This is a genomic window from Bradyrhizobium sp. SPXBL-02 (assembly GCF_051853065.1).
In the GTDB taxonomy this organism is placed as follows: domain Bacteria; phylum Pseudomonadota; class Alphaproteobacteria; order Rhizobiales; family Xanthobacteraceae; genus Bradyrhizobium.
Genome location: NZ_CP182474.1, coordinates 3,438,655 through 3,459,582, shown reverse-complemented (window position 1 = coordinate 3,459,582; position 20,928 = coordinate 3,438,655). Strand labels below are relative to the sequence as shown.

Genomic DNA, 20,928 nt, shown 5'->3' with positions numbered 1-20,928 from the left:
CAACTAACCCGCGGCGCTGGATTGCGGGCCGAGATTGGCGCGCTTGTCGAAGCGGGCGACCCGCGACAAGAGATAATCGACCTCGGCCTTGGCCGTCGCCGTCATCGTCGCGCCGGGCTTGCGCTGCGCGCTGGAGGCGATGATGCCGCGCTTCTGGAGCACGTATTTGCGCACCGTCAGGCCGACGCCGGGCTGCTGCTCGTAGCGGATCAGCGGCAGATGCGCGTCGAAGATGTCATGCGCAGCGTCGCGCTTGCCGGCCTTGGAGAGGTTCACGACGTCGATCAGGAGCTCCGGGAAGGCGTAACCGGTCATGGCGCCGTCGGCGCCGCGCTCCATCTCGAAGTCCAGGAACGTGCCGCCATTGCCGCAGAGGATCGAGAGCGGACGGAGCGAGCCGTCCTTCTGGAAGCCGCGCAACATCGAGATCTTCTCCAGGCCCGGCCAGTCCTCGTGCTTGAGCATCACGCAGTTCGGATTGTCCATGACGATCTTGCGGATCACGGCGGGGGTGAACACGACCTGCAAGGTCAGCGGATAGTCCTGCAGCACCCAGGGCACATCCGGGCCGATCGCTTCCGCCGCCTGCTTGAAATAGCCGACGATCTGGTCGTCGGTGCGCAGCGACGGCGGCGGCGCGATCATGACGCCGGCCGCGCCCGCGTCCATCGAGGCCTTCGCCAGCGAGCGCATGGTGGCAAAGCCCGGCGCGGAAACGCCGACGATCACCTGCATCTTCTTGGCGCGCTTGACGTAGCGTACCGCCACCTGCTCGGCTTCAGTGGCATCGAGTTTCGGAGCCTCGCCGAGGATGCCCAGCACCGTGACGCCGTCGCAGCCAACCTCCTCGTAGAAATCGGTCAGGCGGTCGATCGAGCGCTCGTCGATCCGGCCGTCGTCGTGGAACGGCGTCGGCGCGATTGCGAAGGTGCCCTTGGCGTCGGGGGTGAGTTTCATCGTCTTTCCTTGTCTCTCTCTTTGTCGTCATTCCGGGATGGCCCGCAGGGCCAGGCCCGGAATCCATAACCACAAGCCGGGGTTATGGATTCCGGGCTCGCGACTTCGTCGCGCCCCGGAATGACCGTGTGGCTAAACCCGCCGCGCCCCCATCTTGATCTGCTCCTCGGAGAAGAAGATCTCCTTGGCGTGATCGACGATGTCCTGGGCCTTCCAGCCCGAGTGCGGCGGCTTCCAGCCTTCCATCTCCATCATCCGCATTTCGCGCACGCCGCGGGGCCCGGATACGCCCAGCACCTTGCCGGTCTGATCGCCCGACAAGTCGCTGACCATGTATAGCACGGCCGGCGCGATGCCGTCCGGCCCGAGTGCGGCGCCGGGGTTCTCCTTATAGCGGGGCAGGTCTGCGGTCATGCGGGTCAGGGCGCCCGGGGCCAGCGTCCAGATCCGAATGTTGTACTTGCGGCCTTCGATCGCGAGCACGTTGGACAGGCCCCAGATGCCGCCCTTCGCCGCGCCGTAATTGGTCTGGCCGAAATTGCCGATCAGCCCTGATGTCGAGGAGGTGTTGACGATGACGCCGCCGCCGTTTTCCCGCATCCAGCGAAACACCGGCAGGGTGCAACAAAAGGTGCCCTTCAGATGAACCTTGATGACCTTGTCCCAGTCGGCTTCCGACGCTTTTGCGAAGGTCTGATCACGCAAAATGCCGGCATTGTTGACGAGGATGTCGGCCCGGCCGAAGTGCTTGATGGCGTCGTCGAACACCGACTGGCCGCCTTCCATGGTGGAGATGTCGGCACCGTTGGCGACCGCCTTGCCGCCCTCGGCCTTGATCGCGTCCACCACCTGCTGCGCCATGGACTTGTCGGCTCCGGAGCCGTCGCGGGGACCGCCGAGATCGTTCACGACGACCGAGGCCCCTTCCCGCGCGAACAGCTTTGCATAGGCCTCACCGAGCCCGCCGCCCGCGCCGGTGATCAGCGCAACCTTGCCGTCGAGTAGTCCTCCCATGGTGGCGTCTCCCTGTTTTTGTTTCTTTCTAACCTCTCCCCGCCTGCGGGGAGAGGTCGGATCGCTCTTGCGATCCGGGTGAGGGGGTACAGGTCTCAAAACCGTCCCGACTCGTGGTGAGGGCCCCTCACCCCACCCTCTCCCCGCAAGAGCGGGGCGAGGGAGACGACGGCCGTACCGAGTTGCTAACCCAGCACCGTCTTGCCGTTCTTGATCACCGTCACCCCGCGCGACTTCACCTTGGCTTCGAACGAGATCACGTTGCCGTCCTTCCAGAGGTCCATGGTCACGGTCTCGCCGGGATAGACCGGCGAGGAGAACCGCGCGACATGCTGGCGGAAGGCGCTCGCGTCGTAGTCGGCATAGGTCTGGAGCACGCCGCGGCAGGTGATGCCGTAGGTGCACATGCCGTGCAGGATCGGACGCGGGAAGCCAGCCTTCCTGGCGAACTCCGGATCGGAGTGCAACGGGTTGCGGTCGCCGCAGAGGCGATAGACCAGTGCCTGGTCGGGGCGCGTGGTGATGTCGATGGTCTTGTCGGGGCTGCGCGACGGGATCTTATGCGGATCCGGCTGGGTCAGGTTCGGTCCGCCGAAGCCGCCATCGCCGCGGGCAAAGCGCGAGGCGACCAGCGTTGCCAGCTTGTCGCCCTTCTCGTTCTTCAGCACGGTCTGGTGAACGATGACGACGCCTTTGTCCTTGCCCTTGTCGTAGACTTCGAGCACGGAGGAGTCGGCTGTGATGTTCGCAGCGACCGGCAGCGGCTGATGGAAGGTGATGTCGCGTTCACCGTCGACCACCATGACGCGGTTGAGATTCATCTCGCCGGGCCCCGAGCCCCAAGCCGCGACGGAGGCGAAGGTCGGCACCACCTTCAGCGGGCGCGGCGTGTATGTGCCCTCGTTGACGAAGGCGAGCTCGTTCTCGTCCATGGGATCGGCGCCGAGCCCGATGCCGTAGGCGTAGAGCATCACCTCGCGGTCGGTGTAGGCGTATTTCTGGCCGAGGTTTTTCAGGCCTTTGAGCTCTTCGTATCTGGCGGACATGTTGTTTGTCTTTCTCCCAGGTATCTCCGCGAGCAGCGGCGCTCGTTAATGTGCCCTCTCCCCTTGTGGGAGAGGGCAACGAGAGCCGTGCCGCAAACTCATTTGGGTGAGGGGTTGCTTCCACATCGATAGCTCTCTCCGTTGAGACAGACCCCTCATCCGGCGCTTCGCGCCACCTTCTCCCACAAGGGGAGAAGGGAAGAATCTTAGACAGCCGTGAAGAACGGCAGCGGAGCGCCGTCGGTCGGCTTGAACACCACCTTCACCTTCTGGCCGATTTTGAGCGTCGTAAGATCGCAATCGACGAAATTGGTCTGCACCGACGGGCCCTCCTTCAGCGTGACGTAGCCGATGGCGTATGGGCCGGTCGGCGATTTCCGCATCAGGCTGTAGGTGTAGATCGTGCCCTCGCCGGAAGCCTGCTCCCACACCGTCTTGTCGGAGTAGCAGAACGGGCAGATCGAGCGCGGGAAGTAATGCGCCTCGCCGCAGGCGGTGCAGCGCTTGATCATGAACTTGCCCTCTTTCGCCGCGTCCCAGAACGCGGCGGTCTCGGGGTTCGTGACAGGAGCCGGATACTTTTTCACTTCGCTCATCACACGCGCTCCAGAATGGCCGTCGAGGCGGCGTGGCGGACGCCGAGCAGGCCGCCGGTGCCGTGGGCGATGGCGAGATCGCAGTTCTTGACCTGCACCTTCGGATGCGCCTCGCCGCGCAGCTGCCTGACAGCCTCGAGGATCTTGGTCATGCCGCCGCGGTTGACCGGATGGTTGCTGCAGAGGCCGCCGCCATCGGTGTTGAACGGCAGCTTGCCGACGCCCGAGATCAGATTGCCGTCGGCGACGAACTTGCCGCCCTCGCCCTTCTTGCAGAAGCCGAGGTCTTCCAGCTGCATCAGCACCGTGATGGTGAAGCTGTCATAGATCGAGGCGTATTTGATGTCCTTCGGCGTGATGCCGGCTTCCTCGAACGCGCGCGGGCCGGACCAGACGCCGGCAGAATATGTGAGGTCGAGATCCTTGCCGCCACGCGGACCCTTCATCGCCTCGCCATGGCCGATCAGGCGCACCAGCGGCTTCTTCAGGCTCTTGGCAATCTCCGGTGTCGTCACGATCAGCGCGCCGCCGCCGTCGGAGACGACGCAGCAATCCATGCGATGCAGGGGATCGGAGATCATCGGCGAGTTCAGCACGTCCTCGACGGTGACGACGTCCTTGAGCATCGCATGCGGATTGTATTGCGCATGGTGGGAGGCCGCGACCTTGATCCAGGCGAGCTGCTCAGAGGTGGTGCCATAGTCGTGCATGTGGCGCATGGCACACATGCCATAGGCATTGTGCGTGGTCGCCCCGTAAGCGGATTCGAAATCGGCCTCGGCGCCGGCTGCGCGGGGCGGCATCGCGCCGGTGCGCGGCTTGCCGGCGAGCGTAACGAGCGCGATCGAGCATTTGCCCGCGGCGATCGCCTCGGCGGCATGGCCGAGATGGATGATGTAGGAACAGCCGCCGGTCTCGGTGGAATCGACGTGGCGAAGCTTCTTGGTGTTCAAACCGAGATAATCGACCATCGGCCACGCGCCGCCGGGCGCATCGCCCGCGCAGAAATAGCCGTCGACATCGTCCTTGCTGATCCCGGCATCCTCGATCGCACCCTTGGCGACCTCGGCATGAAGCTGGGCGGTGGATTTGTCCGGCGCATGCCGGGTCGGGTGTTCGTAGATCCCGGCAATGTAGGCCTTGCCCTTGATGGTCAAAACTTCTGTCTCCGCTCGCGTCTCGTCTTGGCTCTTTTTTCTGAACCGCACCGGGCTGATTGGCAAGCGCGGAAATATTCCGCGCCGCGAGAGAGCGGCGGGTTGGCGCGAGAGGAGCGCATGGGAAATCCGGGCCCCGGATAGGAAGCGAACCGACTGCCGCGTCGTCATTGCGAGGAGCCCTTGCGACGAAGCAATCCAGAGTCCCTCCATTAAGGGATTCTGGATTGCTTCGCTGCGCTCGCAATGACGGAGTTCGCGGATACCGACGTCGCTCTTTCCACTCACAACTGAATCGCAGACACACGCCCGCATCCTCGCGGCGTATCTCGCCCAAGTTATGCTCCCGTCTTGCCTCCCTCCGGAAACAGAGGGCGCAGGGAAGACCGGGTGCCGGCTGGCACCCACGGTCCGCTGTGCGCGAATTGCGCGAAGAACAGATGCACAGCGGCATACAGGTGAAGCCAAACATCCGGCCTTCCCTGCGCAGTGGCTTTACGGCTTATGTCGCGCTCTCCCCGGGGAGCGATGCACTATTGCCCCCGTCGCCTTGCGAGTGACCCACAAGACTTGACGCACAGACCCCGGGCGTCAGGACCACACGATTTTGCCGTACGCGAGACCGCGCCCGTCGTGCGCGAGAGACTCGCGCGACGCAGCCCGCGTCCACCGCCGCTCACCCCGCGTTTCGTGACGATCGCGATACGCCCCTCTGAGAGGGATGAGGTGGCGGAGGGATACGACAATTCCGAATTTCGGTAAAGCGGAATGTTTTTGCGCGTGGGGATTGACTCGTCTCTTGGATGTTTCGCCCGGCAATAACACAAGGGATGGTGTCGTAGGGTGGGCAAAGCGAAGCGTGCCCACGTCTTTTGCGCAATCATGGCGAGGTCGTGGGCACGGCGCTTCGCGCCTTTGCCCACCCTACGGGACCTTGCGCCGTCCCAACCAGTTGCCTTCCGTCAGGTCGGGCTGTGCGGCACGGGCCTCAGCGGATGCCTCCGCAGCCCAGGGAAAATGCCCGTCGCGATCGGGGTACGCGACTTGCAGGCATTCGAACTCATCATTGCCGTAGAACCATCTGCTCCATCCGAGATGCGAGCGGTAGTGCTGCAACGCCACCGGAAGGAGCACGGCGGCGACATTCTCAAACAGCGCATCGGTGGGCTCGCCGACCAGCGGTCGCCGTCCTGCGTCGAGTTCGTGGTAGATCGTCCAGAACGTATCCTGGGCGGTCTGCTGCCCCATTGAAAACACGATCATCTCCGGAAACCTGAACTTCAGCCAGAATCCGGTCGTGTAGGCGAAGCCCGGTCCTTCGCCATCGGGGAAGACATGCGTGCCAAACCAGCCGTGATTGCGAACTTTCTCGACGAAGTTCTGCTCGTGCTTATCGAGCCGATCGGGAGGCGCATCAAGAGCTGTGAACATTGCTCGCTCGTCCGATACGAGGGGTGAAAGACAGACTCTTCGCTACGAGGCGGTGCTCGGGCTCGCGCGATAACGGAACGCGGTCAGCCCGGCCATTATCAGGCCGAGGACAAGAAAAACAGCGCCTCCCTTCACGCCAAAACTGTCCTGGTGTTGGCGCTCGGCCGCGTCGTCGACGATCAGGGGTCGCGCATCAGGTCTGCCCGTGAGATAGCGGATCCTGATCTGTCTGACGGTCTGGACGCCGTTGCGCGTGATCTGCCGCCAGAACGCCGGGCTGATATGGGTCGGTCCGTAGGCCTGCTGTCGTCCGCTCTTGTCGGTCCACGCCAGCGTCACGAGATAGCTCGGGGCCTCACCGGCCTTGTTCACCTCACCGTAGGCGCGGGTCACATCGGCGGTAGCTTCATCGCCATGGGCAAGGATCTCATTCAACGTGCTTTGCTCAATGTAGGAGTTCACCAGCATGTAGCCGCCGAACGGAAGCATCACAGCAGTCAGGGTCCCGAGGATGTAAGGAAAGGGACGTCTTGCTCCGGCGGCGATCGTCGCACTCCCCGGCCCGCCTCGACGCGCCGACCATGTCTGCCATCCGATCACGAGCATCAGGAGCACGGCGCAAACGCCTGCTCCCGCCGCCATGAACCTGGACGTGGACCGGATATGGTTCAGATGGTCGTCGAGATCCTCGACAATGACCGGAAGCGATGAATCGTCGTCAACAGCCTGAATGGGAATCGTCAGGAGCTTGAGCTGATTGCCAACCATGATCCGCGCCGCATAGGCAGCACTGACCGCAATGCCCGTGCGCTCGCGCTGGACGCCATCCCTGCCGGTCCACTGCAATCCGATCGACAGATTTTCGTCGACATAGCGCGGCCAGCCGCCGTCAAACACGAACGGAAACCGCGGCGAGACGACTTTGGCCGAAATGATCTTTCCGGTGGTGCCATAGCCATCGCGCATGACGCGTTCGATGGCATGCTGATTCCAGAACATCCCCAACGCCGCCAAAACACCGACGGCCAGGAACAGAATCAACACAGTGCGCAATGACATCGATCATCGCCCCGCATAGCGCAGGGCCGCATCGCCCGGCGCGCCTCACTATCGCAAGTTGCTGATATCGCGGCGCCACAACTCTTGTCAAACGGATGAATTGTCGTCCGCTGGCGTAGGGCGGATTAGCCGAAGGCGTAATCCGCCGTATTGATCGCCACGGCAATAGGTGTGGCGGATTACGCTTCGCTAATCCGTCCTACGAGACCGCCCTACTCCGCCGCGATCTGCCTTGGCGCAGGCGGCGGGTTGGCGAGGTCCGCGGCGAGCTGGGCGTAGCGCACCTTGGCGTCGGCGACCGCCTTCTCCTTCACCGGACCGTAGCCGCGGATGCGGTCGGGCAGCGACAGCAGTTCCACCGCGGTGTCGATCGTGACGGGCGACAACAGGCCGAGCACGGTGGCGACGTCCTTCTCGTAGCCGGCGATCAGGTCGCGCTCGAGCTTGCGGTCGGCGCTGCGGCCGAAGATGTCGAACGGCGTGCCGCGCAGGAACTTGAACTTGGCCAGCACGCGGAAGACGTTCAGCATCCACGGGCCGAAGGCGCGCTTCTTGGGACGGCCCAAGGCATCGACACCGCTTGCCAGGATGGGCGGCGCGAGGTTGAAATTGAACTTGAAGTCACCCTCGAACTGGTCGCGGAGCTGCTGCTCGAAGGCGCCGTCGGTGTAGAGGCGCGCGACCTCGTATTCGTCCTTGTAGGCCAGCAGCTTGGCATAGTTCACCGCGACCGCGCGCGGCAGTGCATCGCCACAGCCGCCCTTTGCCGCGGCATCGCGCACCTGGTCGACCAGCTTGCGATAGCGCTTGGCGAGACGAGCGTTCTGGTAGGCGGTCAGATGCTTGGCGCGATGCTCGATGACCTCGTCCAGCGTCATGGCATCCAGCGTCTTCGGCGCGATCACCCCGTCCGCGCCCTTCAGCATGTCGGCAAGACGCTGGGGATCGGCGACTGCGAGACGGCCGAGGCGGAAGGCTTCCTTGTTCATCTTGATCGAGACGCCATTGACCTCGATGGCCTGCTCGATTGCTTCCGCGGAGAGCGGCAACAGACCCTTCTGATAGGCATAGCCCATCATCATCATGTTGGTGGCGATGGCATCGCCGAGCAGCTGCTCGGCAGGCTTGGTGAAGTCGAAGAAAACCGAATCCTTGTGCAGCGCGGTTTCCAACAGCCCGGTCAGCTTGCGGGTCTGGAAATTGAAATCGCGGTTGAGGACGAAGTCGGCGGTGGGAATGACGTGGCTGTTGATGATGCCGCGGGTGCGGGTGGAGTCACAAAGGGTGATCGTGTCCTTGGCGACCGCGACGACTTCATCGGCGGCGAGCACGAGATCGGCCGTGCCGGTGACGATGCGCGAGCAGGTCACCTCGGCCGGATGATCCGACAGGCGGACGTGGCTGAGCACCGCCCCGCCCTTTTGCGCGAGGCCCGACATGTCGAGGATCATCGAGGCCTTGCCCTCGATATGGGCGGCCATGCCGAGCAGCGCGCCGATGGTGAGCACACCGGTGCCGCCGACGCCGCCGACGGCAATGTTATAGGGCTTGTCGAGCGTCGGGCGCGAGGCCGGCTCGGGCAGCGCGCCGATCTCGGCGAACTCGGCAGGCGCGCGGTGGCGCGGCGCGCCGCCGTCGATGGTGACGAAGGACGGACAGAATCCCTTCAAGCAGGAATAGTCCTTGTTGCAGGACGACTGGTTGATGGCGCGCTTGCGGCCGAACTCGGTCTCCAGCGGCTCGACCGAGATGCAGTTCGACTGCACCGAGCAATCGCCGCAGCCTTCGCAGACGGCCGGATTGATCATGACACGGCGCGCCGGATCCTCCATCAGGCCGCGCTTGCGGCGACGGCGCTTCTCGGCGGCGCAGGTCTGCACGAACACGATCGCGGAGGTGCCCTTGTATTCGCGGCACATCTTCATGACGTTGTCGAGCTCGTCGCGGTGATACTTCTTCACCCCGGGCGCGATGGTGTCTGCCGGGTAAGCGTCGGGATTTTCCGAGACCAGATAAATTTCGCTGATGCCCTCGGCATGAAGCTGGGCCATGATCTTCTGCGGCGAGAGATCGCCGTCATGACGCTGGCCGCCGGTCATGGCCACCGCGTCGTTGTAGAGGATCTTGTAGGTGATATTGGCCTTGGAGGCGATCGCCTGGCGGATGGCGAGAATGCCGGAGTGGAAGTAGGTGCCGTCGCCGAGATTGGCGAAGATGTGGTTCTCGTTGGTGAAGGGCGCGATGCCGACCCAGGGCACGCCCTCGCCGCCCATATGCGTAAACGTCTCGGTCGAGCGGTCCATCCACAGCGCCATGAAGTGACAGCCGATGCCGGCGAGCGCGCGGCTGCCTTCGGGGACTTTCGTCGAGGTGTTGTGGGGACAGCCGGAGCAGAAATAAGGAGTGCGGGAGACCGGCGCGACAGCCTGCATTTGCGTGGCCTGGCGGCCATTGAACCAGTCGGCCTTGGCACGGAGCATCTCCGCGATCTCGGGGTTGAGATCAAGTCGAAGCAGCCGCTCGGTGAGCGAGGTCGCGAGCGAGGCGACGCTGAGCTCGGCGGCGAAGGTCAGGAAACGCTTGTCGTGCTCGTCCATCTTGCCGACGATGCGGGGCCGGACGTCGTCGCGCCAGTTGAACAGCTCCTGCTTGACCTGGTTCTCGACGATCTCGCGGCGCTCCTCGACGATGAAGATCTCCTCGAGCCCGACCGCGAAGTTGCGCACGCCCTCCGGCTCCAGCGGCCAGGGCATGCCGATCTTGTAGAGGCGAAGGCCGATTCGAGCGGCGACCTCCTCGGTGATCCCCAGCTCGCGCAGCGCCTGGCGCACGTCCTCGTAGCTCTTGCCCGAGGCCATGATGCCGAAACGCGCGTTCGGCGAATCCATGGTGACGCGGTTGACCTTGTTGGCGCGGGCAAAGGCGATGGCGGCAAAGCCCTTGTAGTCCTGCAGGCGGCGATCCTGCTCGAAGCGGTCATCGGGCCAGCGCAGGTTGAGGCCGCCGGGGGGCAGCTCGAAATCGGTGGGGATGATGAAAGGCTTCATCTCGTCGGTGAGATCGATCTCGGCGGTGGTCTCCACCGTCTCCGTGATCACCTTCATGCCGACCCAGCAGCCGGAATAGCGCGACATCGCGATGCCGAGCAGGCCCATCTCGATCATCTCGTGGATGCTCGAGGGATAGAGGTACGGCATCAGCGCGGAGATGAAGGCGTGGTCGGACTGATGCGGGACGGTGGAGGATTTGGCGCCGTGGTCGTCGCCGGCAAGGCAGAGCACGCCGCCGTTCTTGGCCGAGCCCGCGGCATTGCCGTGACGGAACACGTCGCCGCAGCGGTCGACGCCCGGGCCCTTGCCGTACCAGATGCCGACGACGCCGTCGTATTTGGCGCCCGGCGAGAGGTTGAGCTGCTGCGAGCCCCACACCGCGGTCGCGGCGAGGTCCTCGTTCACGCCCGGCTGGAACTTGATGTTGTACTGCTCGAGATGCTTGCGGGCGGCGAACAGCTGCTGGTCGTAACCCCCGAGCGGCGAGCCGCGATAGCCCGAGATGAAGCCCGCGGTGTTGAGGCCGTTGGCGCGGTCGCGCCGGATCTGGGCCATCGGCAAGCGGACCAGGGCCTGGATGCCCGTGGTGAAGACGTGTCCGGTCTGCTGTGTGTACTTTTGATCGAGACTGATCGGACCCTGGTTGATGCCCATGCTTGTCCTCGCTTGCGCCCTGTTCAGGTCTTGCTGACTTAAGTCGTTGCCTGCCCGTTGTTTTTAGCTAGGGCGCGCCGACCACCTGCGCCACTCTATGTCGGATATTTCATGATCCGCACCACAAATCTGGACCAAAGGAAGCCTCGGGTAAAAATCGCAATTTCGTGGCCTGAAACACGTTGGCGATTTTCAATTTGTGTCACCATACCCCCGTCGTTGCGAAATGAATCGACGCTGCGTTCATGCGGGTGGGGTCGATTGGTCGCAGGAGAGACCGAGCATGCGGACGATTCTGGCCGGTATCGCGTTGTGCAGTGCAGTCGCCAGCGCGGCGATTGCCGAGCCGGCGCCGGAGCTGATCGCCTATGGCAAGGCGCTGGTCGAAGCCGGCGACTGCGCGGGCTGTCACACCGCCGATCCGGCCAAACCGTTTGCCGGCGGCAAACGCATCGACACGCCCTTCGGCGCGATCTACGCGCCGAACCTGACGCCCGACCGCGACACCGGGATCGGCGCCTGGGCGGATGCCGATTTCACCCGCGCCCTGCGCTATGGCATCGCGCCCGACGGCTCGAACTATTACCCGGCGTTCCCCTACCCCTACTTCACGAAGATGACGAAGGACGACACGCTGGCGATCCGGGCCTATCTCGGCAGCCTTGCGCCCGTCGTCAGCCGCAACAAGCCGCCGGAACTGCGCTGGCCGTTCGGCTATCGCGGCCTGATGCGGATCTGGAACGCCCTGTATTTCAAGCCCGGCCTGTTCGAGCCGGACCAGAGCCAGAGCGCGGCGTGGAACAGAGGCGGCTATCTCGTCACCGGGCTCGGCCATTGCGGCGCCTGCCATACGCCGAAGAATTATTTCGGCGCCGACAAGCAGGCGCAGGCGCTCTCGGGCAATGAGGTCGGCGGCTGGTACGCGCCGCGGCTCGACGGTGCCACCCGCACGGGGCTGAAATCCTGGAGCGAGGCAGACATCGCCGAATATCTGCAGAGCGGCCGCAACGCCAGGAGCCATGCCGGCGGACCGATGGCCGAGGTGATCGTTGGCTCGACGGCGAAGATGAGCGATGCCGATGTGCGTTCGATCGCGGTTTACCTGAAGAGCCAGCCGCCGGCGCGGCGCGAGACGATCGTGACGCCGCCGGAGGAAGCCGAGATGACGGCCGGACAGACCGTCTATGCGAAGCTCTGCGTCGCCTGCCACGAGACCGACGGCACCGGCAGCCCGCGCATCTATCCGCCGCTGCCGGGCAATGCGCTGCTGCAATCGGTCAATCCGTCCTCGACCTTGCGCATCATCCTCGACGGTGCTCACACCGTGACGACACCGCGCGCGCCGAACATTGGCGAGATGCCTGCTTACGCCAAGCAGCTGTCCGACGCCGAGATCGCCGCGGTGACGAACTACATCCGCAATTCCTGGGGCAATGCGGGCCCGCTGGTGACGCCGGCACAGGTGGCGAAGGCAAGGAAGGAGAAGTAGTCAGCTCTCTCCCCGTCATTGCGAGCGCAGCGAAGCAATCCAGCATCTTTCCGCGGAGGGACTCTGGATTGCTTCGCTGCGCTCGCAATGACGGCGTGGATGGAGCTATCGCTCCTCATCCCCCGTGAACACAAACTTCGGCATCTCCCATTTGTAGCGCACCGCAAGCAGGCGGAAGCTGATGCCGAGGACGAAGGTCAGGATGGTCCAGAGCTCCGCATTGAGCTTGAGACCAAACGCGGTGGCATAGAACAATCCCGTCACCACCGAGACGCTGGCGTAGAGCTCGGAGCGAAACAGCAGCGGCACGTCGTTGCAGAGCACGTCGCGCAGCACGCCACCGGCGCAGCCCGTCACCATGCCGGAGACGATGACGATGGGCAGTGTCGCATCCATCTGCCAGGCCACGTCGCAGCCGGCCATGGTGAAGACGACGAGACCGATGGCATCGAGCACGATGAAGGCGACCTTCAGCCGGTGCACGAGACGCGCAAACAGGATGGTGAGGAAGGCGGCGCCGCCGGCGAGCGCGAGATAGATGGGGCTCTGCACCCAGGCCAGCGGATAATGTCCGAGGAAGAGATCGCGCAACGTGCCGCCGCCGAGCGCAGTGATGCAGCCGAGGAAGCAGACCCCCAGCCAATCCATGCTGCGGCGTCCGGCGGCAAGCGCAGCCGTCATGCCCTGCGCGGCCACCGCCACAAGGGACAGGAAATGCAGCACGCTATCCGTCGGCGGCAGGCTCCACATCGCCGTGTTCCTCCTCCCCGATATGGAACTCAAGGCCCGGGGTCAGACAGAACAGGTTCCCGATTCCCCGGATGGGGGCAATATGCGACGAAAGCATCAGGTGGCGCGGAACAGAATCTCGCAGCTGTGGGTTGTCCGGGGGTCATAACCCGAGGAGATCCAATCGATGGCTGACGACCGTTTTCCCAACGATCCGTACCGCCCGAACCTCGCCGACGATGAGTATACTCGCGCGGCGCGCCGGGATGCCGACCTGCAGGCCGATCCCGAGCTCGGGGAAGGTCCCGCCTCCAGCGGCAAGATCGCACTGTTCGCGGTGGCCGTCGCCCTGGTGCTGGGCGCGGTGTTCTACGGCTTGAACAACACGACCACCGGCAACCAGGCGAGCAATGAGCCGGCATCGCGAACCGCTCAGCAGACCGCGCCGGCCAGTCCGGCCGCACCTCCCGGCATGCGTGACGTGACGCCACGCAGCAACACTGAGCCGGGCACGACCACCGGTGCCGCGCCGAGCAGGCCGGCCCCGACGACGCCGGCTCCGTCCGACGGCGCGAAGTAACATCTCGCAGTAAAGCGCGAGAGCGGCGGGATGCAACATCCCGCCGCTTTTCGTTTGGCTAAAGCGCGATGAGATTTGGACGAATCGTCATCGCGCTTTAGATCTTTGTTTGAGCATGATCGATTCGGAAAACCGCTTCACACTTTTCCGGATCATGTCTAGCCGAACATCTTGTTGAGCTCGCCACCGGGATAGCCGCCGCCGAGCTCGGTGAAGGTGCCCTTCTCCGCCATCTCCTTTGCCGCGCGCATGAAGCCGCCCCAGGCGGCGCGAGCCAGCGAGCCGCCGACGCTGATGCGGCGCACGCCGAGATCTTCGGCTTCCTGCAGCGACAGGCCGGACGCGCCGATCAGAAGATTGAACGGTTTTGGTGCGACAGCCTTCACCACTGCGGCGATGTCCTCGCGGCTCTTCAGACCCGGCGCATAGAGGCAGTCGGCGCCGGCATCGGCATAGGCGGTGAGCCGGTCGATGACGAGCTTGAGATCCGTCACGCCCCAGAGATACGCCTCGCATCGGCCGACCAGCAGCGTGCCGCTGTCGCCGATCGCCTTGCGCGAGGCCTTGATGCGCTCGACGGCCAGCGCACGGTCGTAGAGCGGCTTGTCCTTGTCGCCGGTGGAATCCTCGATCGACAGGCCGGCGACGCCGGTGCGCACACCGCGCTCGACATTGTCGGCGACCTTGTCGGGCTCGACCGCAAAGCCGCCCTCGAAATCGGCGTTCACGGGGATGTCGACGGCCGAGCTCAATGCTGCCAGATGCTGACAGACGTCCTCAACGGTGACGCGGTTGTCGGCCTTGCCGATGGTCCAGGCAAAGCCCGCGCTCGACGACGCAATCGCCTTGAAACCGAGATGCTGCAAGGCTTTCGCACTGCCGACATCGACCGGATTGGGCAAAATGAAGCAGCCGCTCTCGTGCATCTTCCTGAACGTCGCGCGCTTGTCAGCGGTCGTCACGTGCATGTTTCTCTCCCTTGTTGGCCGCGCAGAGATAGGCGTGCGTTCTCAACTCCGCCAGTGCGCGTCGTGCACGGCGCGGCTGTCCTTCGGGGCCTGCTCGCGGTCGGTCATGCCATAGTCCCGGATCACGCTGGCGATGCGCAGGTGATAATCGGCGAAGATCTGCGCCCTGCCCTTGGCCTGGGTGCGGCGGTGCTCCATGGTGTTCCGCCAGGCGGCGACTGCTGCCTCGTCGCGCCAGAACGACACCGACAGGATCTTGCCCTTCTCGGTCAGGCTCTCGAAACGCTCGACCGAGATGAAGCCGTCGATGGTCTGCAGCAGCGGCTTCAGATCGGCCGCGAGGTCGAAATAGTCCTGGCGGTGTTCCGGCTTGGGCCAGACCTCGAAGATCACGGCGATCATGGGCGTCTCCTGCTGTTGGTGGACTTACAATACCACCTTGCGCAGGAAGGTGCGTTCTTCGGCGAGGATGAATCTGTGTTCCTCGGCGAAGTGGAAGTTGGCCATGCCCTCGGAGTCCTGCCGCAGCCGCGCACGATAGGCTTCATAGGCGGCCAGGCTCTCGAAGCTGATCAGCCCGAACGCGATGTTGTTGGTGCCCTCGTGCGGCATGAAATAGCCGATCAGGTCGCCGCCGCATTTCGGGATGATGGTGAGCCAGCGCTTCGCATATTCCTCGAACTGGGCGCGCTTGAACGGATCGAGCTGGTAGCGGATGAAGACGGTGACGGTCATGATGGGCTCCTGTTTCCATGGCGTCATTGCGAGCGCAGGTCTCGTACGGTGGGCAAAGCGAAGCGTGCCCACGTCCTTTGTCCGCCACGACGATTGGTGGGCACGTCGCTGCGCTCCTTTGCCCACCCTACGGGCGCGCTCCTCGCAATGACGACTTGGTGAGAGGTTACGTCCTTGCCCGACGGCAATGCTTCGGTTACCATCGAAGCATGAAATCAGGACCCGACATCGCCATGGTCGCCTCGCTGGTCGGCGACCCCGCCCGCGCCAATATGCTCACGGCGCTGATGAACGGCCGCGCGCTCACGGCGAGCGAGCTGGCGCAGGAGGCCGGCATCACGCCGCAGACCGCGAGCTCGCATCTGTCGAAGCTCGAGGCCGGCGGCCTGATCGAGCCGGAGAAGCAGGGCCGCCATCGCTATTACCGCCTCACCGACGACGACGTCGCCGGCGTGCTCGAGGGGCTGGCTGGGCTTGCGGCGCGCACCGGCCATATGCGCGTGCGCACCGGGCCGAAGGATCCTGCGCTGCGGCGCGCGCGGATCTGCTACGACCATCTCGCCGGCGATCTCGGCGTGCAGATGCTGGACTCCTTGCGCGAGCGGCATCTGGTCAGGCAGAGGAAGCAGGAGATTGAGCTGACCGCCGAGGGCGAGCGCTTTCTCGCCAGGCACCTGCAGATCTCGCCCGACATGCTCAGCCACCCGCGCCGCCCGGTCTGCAAGGCCTGCCTCGACTGGAGCGAACGGCGTCACCACCTCGCCGGCACGTTGGGGGCTGCCATGATGCAGCGCTTTGCCGAGCTGAAATGGGCGGCGCGCGATCCCACGCCCGGCAGCCGCGTCGTGAATTTCACCCGCACCGGCGAGAAGCAGTTCGCTGCGTTGTTCGGCAAGTGATCCGGGCATCGGTCACCTTCGCGGCCGCTAGCGACAGCAGCGTGTCGTCCGAGACCCAATGCTGCCAACGTTCATGCCGCATTCAGGTCATGATTGGCAGGTTTGGATCGCGACGTCTCGGCACGTCCCAGATTTAACGTGTCGAATCGTGTCTCTTGATTCATTGTGCGCCCGCAAGCGCTATTCCCCGAAGCCTGCCCCCAAGGACAAGAAGGAAGATCAAATGAAATACCTGTTCGCCGCCGTCATGCTCGCCAGTGCGGTCGTCGGTTTCAGCGAGGCGGCCAGCGCCGCCGGCGGTTGCGGCCCGGGCTGGTATCGCGGCCCCTATGGCGGCTGCCGTCCGATGCGCGGCGCTGTCGTGGTTCGCCCCGCCCCGGTGGTGGTCGCCCCGGCGCCGGTCGTCGTCGTGCCTCGTGCGCGCGTATGCCCCTACGGTTTCCGCTGGTACGCCGGCCGCTGCCGCCCGTTCTGATCTCCTTCCATTCCGTTGCAAAATGGCCGCGCGGCGAAAGCCTGCGCGGCCAATTTTTGTTGCTGACGATTCGTCCGCAGCGGAACCGGAGCACTTCCCAAATCGAAACGGGGACCGCCAGCGGCGATCCCCGTCGCGTCCGAGAATGGCCGCGAGCTTACCAGTAATGGCGGCGGTGCCAGCGCCGGTAATGCCGGCGCCAATGGCGGCGGCGCCAGCCCCAGTGGCGGCCGCGCCCACGCCAATGAACCTGCTCAGGCGTCAGCTTGGCGGCTTCCTCGCTGGTGGTAACGCAGGATGAGCGTCGGGATTGCCTTGCGGCGTACGGGCGGGATCAGCGAGCGGCTGCGGTGACAGCGGCGCGGCCTGCGCGGCAGTCGCGGCGAAGGCGGCGGCGCCCGCCGTCAATCCCAAGGCAAGTTTCAAAAAGTTCCGGCGCTCCATGGCAATTCCTCTAGGCTACCTGGCAAGTGATGCAGAGGAAGTGTCGCGGCCACGACATGAACCAAGGCTGAATCGCGTGTTCAGAATTCGTTGCGAGCGGACATTCGGTGCGCCCTATTGAGAAAACTCCTGCGCCAGCAGCAGCGTCTCACGCGAGCGCTTCACGTCGGGCCAGTCGCGGTTGAAATCGGCGACGAGCTTTTGCAGCGCGTCACCGTTCAGCATCGCATTCAGCTTGGCCTCGTCCTCGAACTGATACATCGCCTGGTGCAGCGAGGGATCGTCGAGACTCCAGAACCGCCAGGCTTTGCTCACGCCGAAGGCCTTCACCGCGTCGGGCAAATGTTCCGACTCGTACCATCAGTCGAAAGCAGCGCGCTTGCTGGCGTCGGGAATGACGGCGCGAACGACGAAGAAGGCTGCTGGCATCGGGTTTCCTCCCTTTGTTTGCCGCAAAACTAACCGCTTTCCGCCGCCGGCGACAAAAAGGTTGGCCTTGGTGTCGGAACGGACGCCCTTCGCTCGTCCTATGCGTCGAACCAGGACGGAGACAGCAAATGGCCGACCTCACCCTGATCACCTTCAATTGGGTTCCCGAGCCGCCGCGTGGCCTCGTGCGCGACTTGCGCGTGCGCTGGGCCCTCGAAGAGGCCGCCCTGCCCTATCGCGTCGCCAGTACCCCATTCGACGATCGCGGGCCTGCGCACCTCGCACACCAGCCGTTCGGCCAGGTGCCGTGGCTGACCGACGGCGACATCTCGATCTTCGAGAGCGGCGCGATCCTGCTGCATCTCGGCGAGCGCAGCGACAAGCTGATGCCGACAGATCCGCGCGGCCGCACTGAAGCGACGAAATGGGTGTTCGCGGCGCTCAATTCGGTGGAGATGGCCAGCCTGCCCTGGACGATGTCAAAGTTCATGGGACATCCGACCGACACGGCGGCGTGGAAATTCGTCGACGACTTCCTCAAGCTCCGGCTCAGGCGTCTCGAGCCGGTGCTCGGCCCCCGCCAATGGCTGGCCGGATCCTTCTCCGTCGCCGACATCCTGATGGCGGACGTACTGCGCGTGGTCGACAAGTTCGACGGGCTTGCGGACAGTCCTGCCTGCCGCGCCTATGCCGCGCGCGCCACGGCCCGCCCGGCGTTCGCCAAGGCGCACGCCGACCAGATGGCGCATTTTGCTGCGGGGGACAAGGCGCGCGGGGCGTGATGCGCCTCACATAATCAATCCTGTGCCCGGCGTACAGTCGCCACCATTGGAAGAAAGCAATTTGACAGGTGCCACATGGTCCGCATCGAATATCTCAAACGACAGATCGCGCGCGCCGAGCGGCTGGCCAAGGCCATCCTCGACCGGCAGACCGCCGACCGGCTCCAGGCCTACGCCGCCGAATGCCGCGCCGAATTGTCGGAGCTGACGCTCAAGACCGCCGCGTGAGGCGGACCGGGGAGATACGTAGGGCGGATTAGCGCTAGCGTAATCCGCCAGTTCTCCATCCCGGTGACGCATACCTTGGTGGATTACGCTGTCGCTAATCCACCCTGCGCGTCACACCAGCTTCAGCGGAGCATCGGCGACGACCCTCAGATCAATGCTGCCGATCAACGCTGAACGCCGCGCCTCCGCAGCTCTGATGGCCTCGTCCGTCTGTCGCAACGTCGAGACGTTCGAGCCGAGCGAGACGATCCCGCCCAGCACAAGTGCGATCGATCCGAGCGCGGCAGTCTGACCGAAGCTGAACAGACCGAGGATCGTCACGAGCAGCAGCGCCGCCCCGCCCCCGATCGCGATCTTGGAGGCGAGGATGTACTTGCGGCACCGCTCGGCGATCTCGGCGAGCCGCTCGATCCGATCTTCGATCTCGGAGATTTCGTCGGTCGGGTCGTCTTCGGTCATTGGATTGAGGATACCGATTGTAGGGCGGAGTAGGCGCAGCCGTAATCCGCGGGTTCGGATGAGTGGCGGGTTACGCTTCGCTAACCCGCCCTACGCCTCCCCTCACAACGGCAAATTGTCGTGCTTCTTCGCCGGCATTTCCGTTTTCTTGTCCTTCAGCATCGAAAGCGCCCGCGCGATCCGCTTGCGGGTTGAGTGCGGCATGATGACGTCGTCGATATAGCCGCGCTCGGCGGCGATGAAGGGGGACAGGAAGCGGTCTTCGTATTCCTTGGTGCGGGCTGCGATCTTGTCGGGGTCGCCGATGTCGCTGCGGAAGATGATCTCGACCGCGCCCTTGGCGCCCATCACCGCGATCTGGGCGGTCGGCCAGGCGTAGTTCATGTCGGCGCCGATCTCCTTGGAGGCCATGACGTCGAAGGCGCCGCCATAGGCCTTGCGGGTGATGATGGTGACGAGCGGCACGGTGCATTGCGAGTAGGCGAACAAGAGCTTGGCGCCGTGCTTGATCAGGCCGCCATATTCCTGCGCGGTGCCGGGCAGGAAGCCCGGCACGTCGACGAAGGTGACGATCGGGATGTTGAAGGCGTCGCAGAAGCGGACGAAGCGCGCCGCCTTGCGCGAGGCGTCGCTGTCGAGCACGCCGGCCAGCACCATCGGCTGGTTGGCGACGAAGCCGACGGTGCGCCCCGCAATGCGGCCAAAGCCGGTGACGATGTTCTTGGCGAAGGCTTCCGCGATCTCGAAGAAGTCGCCCTCGTCCACGACCTTCAGGATCAGCTCCTTCATGTCATAGGGCTTGTTCGGATTGTCGGGGATCAGCGTGTCGAGCGACATGTCGACCCGCTCGATGTCATCGAAGCTCGGCCATTCCGGCACGCCGTCGGTGTTGTTGGAGGGCAGGAAGTCGATCAGGCGCCGCATCTGCAACAGCGTCTCGACGTCGTTCTCGAAGGCGCCGTCGGCGATCGAGGATCGCGTCGCATGCACCGAGGCGCCGCCGAGTTCCTCGGCGGTGACGACCTCGTTGGTCACGGTCTTCACCACGTCGGGGCCGGTGACGAACATGTAGCTGGTGTTCTTCACCATGAAGATGAAGTCGGTCATCGCAGGTGAATAGACGTCGCCGCCGGCGCAGGGGCCCATGATGACGGAGATCTGCGGGATCACGCCCGAGGCGAGCACGTTGCGGCGGAACACGTAGGAATAGCCGGCGAGCGCGGCGACGCCTTCCTGGATGCGGGCGCCGCCGGCGTCATAGAGGCCGATGATGGGCGCCCTCGCCTTCATCGCCATGTCCTGCAACTTGGTGATCTTGAGCGCATGGGTCTCGGACAGCGAGCCGCCGAACACCGTAAAGTCTTTGGCGAAGACGAAGGTCTTGCGGCCGTTGACGGTGCCCCATCCCGTGACGACGCCGTCGCCCGGCACCTTGGTCTTCTCCATGCCGAACTCGGTGGAGCGGTGCTCGACGAACATGTCGAACTCCTCGAACGACCCCTTGTCGAGCAACAGCTCGATGCGCTCGCGGGCCGTCAGCTTGCCGCGGGCGTGCTGCGCCTCGATGCGCTTCTCCCCGCCGCCGAGCTTTGCGCCGGCACGACGATCTTCAAGGGCGTCCAGGATGTGTTTCATTTGCTCCCGCCAGTTCTTAAGTGATGGGCGGGTTCTAACACGGCATTTTGCGACCCGGAAAGCCGCTTTCGCCGTCGCAGGGCTGGCTTGCCGTAGCGGGAAAGCGCAAGGA

20 protein-coding genes and 2 pseudogenes are annotated in these 20,928 nt (G+C 64.3%); 6 read left to right on the top strand and 16 right to left on the bottom strand.

Features of this window, described 5'->3' with window-relative positions:
• Positions 1-3: 3 nt before the first annotated feature.
• From ACNJYD_RS15945 to ACNJYD_RS15910, 8 genes are all read right to left on the bottom strand, one after another.
• Positions 4-957: a dihydrodipicolinate synthase family protein gene (locus ACNJYD_RS15945; RefSeq protein ID WP_439366871.1), complete on the bottom strand. Its 954-nt coding sequence runs from the start codon at positions 955-957 to the stop codon at positions 4-6.
• A 132-nt stretch (positions 958-1,089) separates the two neighbouring features.
• On the bottom strand, positions 1,090-1,971 hold the full coding sequence (locus ACNJYD_RS15940) for an SDR family oxidoreductase (RefSeq protein WP_260379702.1): 882 nt from the start codon (positions 1,969-1,971) through the stop codon (positions 1,090-1,092).
• 185 nt (positions 1,972-2,156) lie between these two features.
• Positions 2,157-3,017: a MaoC/PaaZ C-terminal domain-containing protein gene (locus tag ACNJYD_RS15935; RefSeq protein WP_439366870.1), complete on the bottom strand. Its 861-nt coding sequence runs from the start codon at positions 3,015-3,017 to the stop codon at positions 2,157-2,159.
• A 206-nt stretch (positions 3,018-3,223) separates the two neighbouring features.
• Entirely contained in the window at positions 3,224-3,613 is a 390-nt protein-coding gene (locus ACNJYD_RS15930; protein ID WP_439366869.1) for a Zn-ribbon domain-containing OB-fold protein, read from the bottom strand.
• Positions 3,613-4,770, bottom strand: a complete 1,158-nt coding sequence (locus ACNJYD_RS15925; protein ID WP_260379705.1) for a thiolase domain-containing protein — start codon at positions 4,768-4,770, stop codon at positions 3,613-3,615. Before ACNJYD_RS15925 ends, ACNJYD_RS15930 begins: the two co-directional genes overlap by 1 nt.
• Before the next feature lie 924 nt (positions 4,771-5,694).
• Positions 5,695-6,201, bottom strand: a complete 507-nt coding sequence (locus ACNJYD_RS15920) for a DUF4262 domain-containing protein (protein ID WP_439366868.1) — start codon at positions 6,199-6,201, stop codon at positions 5,695-5,697.
• Between the two features lie 42 nt (positions 6,202-6,243).
• The gene (locus ACNJYD_RS15915; protein WP_439366867.1) at positions 6,244-7,260 is read right to left on the bottom strand and encodes a hypothetical protein; all 1,017 of its coding nucleotides are present in this window, start codon (positions 7,258-7,260) and stop codon (positions 6,244-6,246) included.
• Between the two features lie 212 nt (positions 7,261-7,472).
• Positions 7,473-10,964, bottom strand: coding sequence for an indolepyruvate ferredoxin oxidoreductase family protein (locus ACNJYD_RS15910; RefSeq protein ID WP_439366866.1), 3,492 nt, complete (start codon positions 10,962-10,964; stop codon positions 7,473-7,475).
• 283 nt (positions 10,965-11,247) lie between these two features.
• Between ACNJYD_RS15910 and ACNJYD_RS15905 the strand changes: the two genes are divergently transcribed.
• Positions 11,248-12,453: a cytochrome c gene (locus ACNJYD_RS15905; protein WP_439366865.1), complete on the top strand. Its 1,206-nt coding sequence runs from the start codon at positions 11,248-11,250 to the stop codon at positions 12,451-12,453.
• 105 nt (positions 12,454-12,558) lie between these two features.
• On the opposite strand, the gene ACNJYD_RS15900 is transcribed toward ACNJYD_RS15905, so the two are convergent.
• Positions 12,559-13,203, bottom strand: a complete 645-nt coding sequence (locus ACNJYD_RS15900) for a trimeric intracellular cation channel family protein (protein ID WP_172783230.1) — start codon at positions 13,201-13,203, stop codon at positions 12,559-12,561.
• A 166-nt stretch (positions 13,204-13,369) separates the two neighbouring features.
• On the opposite strand from ACNJYD_RS15900, the gene ACNJYD_RS15895 reads away from it, so the two are divergent.
• Positions 13,370-13,762 (top strand): hypothetical protein, encoded by a 393-nt coding sequence (locus ACNJYD_RS15895; RefSeq protein WP_172783229.1) that lies wholly within the window; start codon positions 13,370-13,372, stop codon positions 13,760-13,762.
• Between the two features lie 158 nt (positions 13,763-13,920).
• Here the strand turns inward: ACNJYD_RS15895 and ACNJYD_RS15890 are convergent, their stop codons facing one another.
• Genes ACNJYD_RS15890 through ACNJYD_RS15880 form a run of 3 tightly spaced genes read right to left on the bottom strand, consistent with a single transcriptional unit; the run spans position 13,921 to position 15,465 of the window.
• Complete coding sequence (locus tag ACNJYD_RS15890) at positions 13,921-14,730, bottom strand: isocitrate lyase/PEP mutase family protein (protein ID WP_439366864.1); 810 nt, start codon at positions 14,728-14,730, stop codon at positions 13,921-13,923.
• A 42-nt stretch (positions 14,731-14,772) separates the two neighbouring features.
• A complete protein-coding gene (locus tag ACNJYD_RS15885; protein ID WP_172783227.1) occupies positions 14,773-15,132 on the bottom strand; it encodes an antibiotic biosynthesis monooxygenase family protein in 360 nt (119 codons plus the stop codon).
• A gap of 24 nt (positions 15,133-15,156) precedes the next feature.
• On the bottom strand, positions 15,157-15,465 hold the full coding sequence (locus tag ACNJYD_RS15880; protein ID WP_439366863.1) for an NIPSNAP family protein: 309 nt from the start codon (positions 15,463-15,465) through the stop codon (positions 15,157-15,159).
• Positions 15,466-15,674: 209 nt separating this feature from the next.
• Here ACNJYD_RS15880 and ACNJYD_RS15875 point away from each other — a divergent pair, with 209 nt between their 5' ends.
• Together ACNJYD_RS15875 and ACNJYD_RS15870 are read left to right on the top strand one after the other, a co-directional pair.
• On the top strand, positions 15,675-16,364 hold the full coding sequence (locus ACNJYD_RS15875) for a winged helix-turn-helix domain-containing protein (protein ID WP_172783225.1): 690 nt from the start codon (positions 15,675-15,677) through the stop codon (positions 16,362-16,364).
• Between the two features lie 223 nt (positions 16,365-16,587).
• Positions 16,588-16,839 (top strand): GCG_CRPN prefix-to-repeats domain-containing protein, encoded by a 252-nt coding sequence (locus tag ACNJYD_RS15870; RefSeq protein ID WP_172783804.1) that lies wholly within the window; start codon positions 16,588-16,590, stop codon positions 16,837-16,839.
• Positions 16,840-16,996: 157 nt separating this feature from the next.
• On the opposite strand, the pseudogene ACNJYD_RS15865 reads toward ACNJYD_RS15870, so the two are convergent.
• Positions 16,997-17,283, bottom strand: a pseudogene (locus ACNJYD_RS15865) (twin-arginine translocation (Tat)).
• A gap of 114 nt (positions 17,284-17,397) precedes the next feature.
• Positions 17,398-17,712, bottom strand: a pseudogene (locus ACNJYD_RS15860) (hypothetical protein).
• A gap of 128 nt (positions 17,713-17,840) precedes the next feature.
• Here ACNJYD_RS15860 and ACNJYD_RS15855 point away from each other — a divergent pair.
• Both ACNJYD_RS15855 and ACNJYD_RS15850 read left to right on the top strand, forming a co-directional pair.
• Entirely contained in the window at positions 17,841-18,494 is a 654-nt protein-coding gene (locus ACNJYD_RS15855) for a glutathione S-transferase family protein (protein WP_439366862.1), read from the top strand.
• Between the two features lie 75 nt (positions 18,495-18,569).
• A complete protein-coding gene (locus ACNJYD_RS15850; protein WP_172783222.1) occupies positions 18,570-18,722 on the top strand; it encodes a hypothetical protein in 153 nt (50 codons plus the stop codon).
• Positions 18,723-18,833: 111 nt separating this feature from the next.
• Here the strand turns inward: ACNJYD_RS15850 and ACNJYD_RS15845 are convergent, their stop codons facing one another.
• Positions 18,834-19,181, bottom strand: coding sequence for a hypothetical protein (locus tag ACNJYD_RS15845; RefSeq protein WP_439366861.1), 348 nt, complete (start codon positions 19,179-19,181; stop codon positions 18,834-18,836).
• Between the two features lie 102 nt (positions 19,182-19,283).
• Complete coding sequence (locus tag ACNJYD_RS15840; RefSeq protein WP_172783220.1) at positions 19,284-20,816, bottom strand: acyl-CoA carboxylase subunit beta; 1,533 nt, start codon at positions 20,814-20,816, stop codon at positions 19,284-19,286.
• Positions 20,817-20,928 lie beyond the last annotated feature (112 nt).